The 3057-nt window shown below is 34.8% G+C and carries 3 protein-coding genes; all 3 read left to right on the top strand.

The features are described 5' to 3' along the window. Positions 1 to 651 (top strand): DHHA1 domain-containing protein (locus IQ242_RS21005; RefSeq protein ID WP_228021125.1); only part of this gene is annotated, 651 nt, incomplete at its 5' end. A gap of 70 nt (positions 652 to 721) precedes the next feature. Then, on the top strand, positions 722 to 2197 hold the full coding sequence (locus tag IQ242_RS21000; RefSeq protein WP_193961284.1) for an AAA family ATPase: 1476 nt from the start codon (positions 722 to 724) through the stop codon (positions 2195 to 2197). Beyond that, positions 2190 to 2945 carry a hypothetical protein gene (locus tag IQ242_RS20995; protein ID WP_193961283.1) on the top strand — a complete coding sequence of 252 codons (756 nt, stop codon included), beginning with the start codon at positions 2190 to 2192 and terminating at the stop codon, positions 2943 to 2945. The genes IQ242_RS21000 and IQ242_RS20995 overlap by 8 nt, the downstream gene beginning before the upstream one ends. The last annotated feature ends 112 nt before the right edge of the window (positions 2946 to 3057 follow it).

The raw sequence follows: 3057 nt of genomic DNA, 5'->3' as shown, positions 1-3057 counted from the left end.
GAATTATGCGGGGGAACTCACGTTAAAAATACCGCCGAGATCGGTTTATTTAAAATCATCTCCGAGACGGGAATCGCCGCGGGAATTCGTCGCATCGAAGCGGTGGCTGGCCCTGCCGTGTTAGCATACCTGAATGAACGGGATCAGGTGGTGCGGGATTTGTGCGATCGCTTTAAGGTCAAACCTCTGGAAATTCCCGATCGCATTACGGCCCTACAATCGGAGTTAAAAGGCACACAAAAGCAGTTAGAAGCGGTTAAACAGGAGTTGGCACTAAATAAATCGGATGCTTTGCTATCTCAAGCTGAATCTATCGGCGAATTTAAGCTATTAGTCGCTTCTTTGGGCGATATTGATGCTAATGCTTTGATGGCTGCAGCCGAAAGACTACAGCAAAAATTAGGGGAAGGGGCAGTGATTTTGGCCTCGACTCCCGCAGCTGATAAAGTGAGTTTAGTGGCCGCTTTTAGTCCCCGGGTGATTAAAGATAAGGGTTTACAAGCGGGTAAATTTATCGGTGCGATCGCTAAAATCTGCGCCGGTGGTGGTGGTGGTCGTCCCAATTTAGCTCAAGCTGGGGGACGGGATGCTAGTAAGTTAAGCGAAGCTTTAGCTAAGGCCAAAAGTCAGTTAACTAGCAGTTTACAATAGTTTTAAGGGTGGGCATTTTGTCCACCTTTAAAAAATTAGTTATCCTCTCGGTGTGATTGGTAAAAATAATATGGAACTACTGATCAAGAATTTGGGATCAATTAGAAATAATAATCAAACTATAGATTTAACCAAGAAGTTTTATACTTTTATTGGTTACAACAATAGTGGCAAAACCCTAGTTTCTCAGCTTTTATGGACAATTTTTAATCATGACAATATTAGAAAGTTTTCCGAAAATACCCAAATTGATTCTTTAGTAATTGACTCGGAAAAACCTATTAAAAAAATTACTATCAATCAAGAATTAATCGATGAGATTCTCAATAAATTTAGCCGATTTATTGAAAAAGAAGTTGTTAATACTTATAATCTTGATGCCAGTATTAAAGAAACGATTATTAGTTCCAATAAATTAATTTTTCAAGCGGATATTAAAGAATTTAAAGAGACGAAATTTAAAACAACTTTTTCGGTTCGTGTTGCAGGAAATAATGATCTGGAGTATTTACAGATTAGCAAGCGCAAAGGTAGCCTAACAATAAATATAAAAGAGAATAATATCCCTGAGAAAGTATTTGATCAAATACCCAGAGACTTTTGTGAGAGAGCTAAACCATACAAGGAATCAGTAATTATTCCGTCAATAATAAGAGTGCTTTTGTCTCCGATACAAGATACTTTTTTTATCCCCGCTAGTCGTAGCTTTTTTCCTGTTTTCTACCAGTACATTTATGAGATAGAAAGAAATAAAAGAAGTGAGTATAATCGTCGATTGCAAGAATTAATAGAAAATATTGATGATGATAGTGATACTAATCGGGATATATTCAAACGTCTTCAAGAACAATTACCCAAAAGGTCTTATACAGAACCAATGAATAAAGTGATTGAGTCGCTTTATTCTCTCAATACCAAGAAAAAAATTAATTCAGTTTATAATTCTCTGATTGAAAAGATGACCGGATTAATGGGAGGAGAAATCACGATTTCTAGTCTAGAATCGATCGCACCTATTCAATTTTCTTTTAAATTCGATGAAAGCAAAGATTTACCCATGTATCTAGCTTCATCTTCAGTCAATCAGTTGACTATCTTGTATCTTTATCTCAAATATTGGGCAAAGGAAAAAAACAATTTTTTGATGATAGATGAACCAGAGGTTAATTTGCATCCCGAAAATCAAATTCGCTTAATGGATATTTTAGTTCAATTTGTCACCGAGCATAATAATCGGGTTTTGATCACCACCCATAGCCCAATTTTAACCGATATTCTCAACAATTATGTTTATCTTCATACCTTAAAAAGTTATGGTGTTGATGTCACAAAAATTATTGAAGATAATCAATTAAAAAATTTAAATCCTGAAATTTCACTTGCTAAAGAAGACTTAGGGGTTTACTTTTTCACGGGTGATAAAATTATTGATTATGGAACCAGTCAATATGGTGTTTATTTTCGTAACTTTAAAGAAGTTATCAACTCTGTGCAGAAATCTGTAGAAATTTTAACCAATCATATCTATTTAGCAGAGAATGAGTAAGTCTAACTCAAAAAAAGAAATATTTTCCCTTAGACAAGAGTTTCACCAAGCTTTAGAAAAATCCAGTTTTATTGAAGAAATATGCCTCAGTCAGGATGCGTATATTGAAATTAAAGAAATAAATAAGAGCGATTTAAAGAAAGTAGTTATTAATCACTTAAAGTTATCGTCTAAACATGACAAAAATATATCTACAGAAGTAGATAAAGTCTGGGTTATCAATTTAGAAAAAGAGTTACCCGGTATCTCTGCTTCCGGCAAAACCCCTGAAAAAGCTATATTAGTTTTACAGAGAAAAGTCGATGATGCTGGTAAAATTCTCAATTATCATCTGCAAATTTGTTTAATTGAACTTAAAGCATCCCTACAGGCAAAAAAAGACAAAGAAAGCACATTAAAGCAGATTGCTGGTAAATTTCAAAGCGGGATGAATAGAATCTATATGCTTCTGACTCTCAATAATCATGCTAATCCCCAGAAAAACTATCAAAATGCACAAATATTTGTGCAATTCAGAGGAATTATTTTTTATAATCGCAACGAAATTAGTGATCTTGCCAAAGAAAATGAGCCAGACTATAATTTGAGCGAGAGTACCTTATATAAAATTCTCTCTCAATCTACAGAATCAAATTTATTAACCCTAGAAACCCTATTAGAAGAACGAGATAAAATCGTCGTTAGGTTTATCCAAAATCCCAATCAAACTCAAGATTATATGACCATAAAACTAGAAGATTTACTCTGAATAAATGCTGCTTCTCTGTAATCTTGACAAGCTTTTTAGACATCAGCATTTAATCAGAACGTAGGTTGGGTTGAAGCATGAAACCCAACGCCTGCATGGGTTACGCTACCGC

This window comes from Microcystis sp. LEGE 08355 (assembly GCF_015207185.1).
Taxonomy (GTDB): domain Bacteria; phylum Cyanobacteriota; class Cyanobacteriia; order Cyanobacteriales; family Microcystaceae; genus Microcystis; species Microcystis panniformis.
The sequence above is the reverse complement of the archived record's forward strand: the minus strand, read 5'-3'. Positions and strand labels throughout refer to the sequence as shown.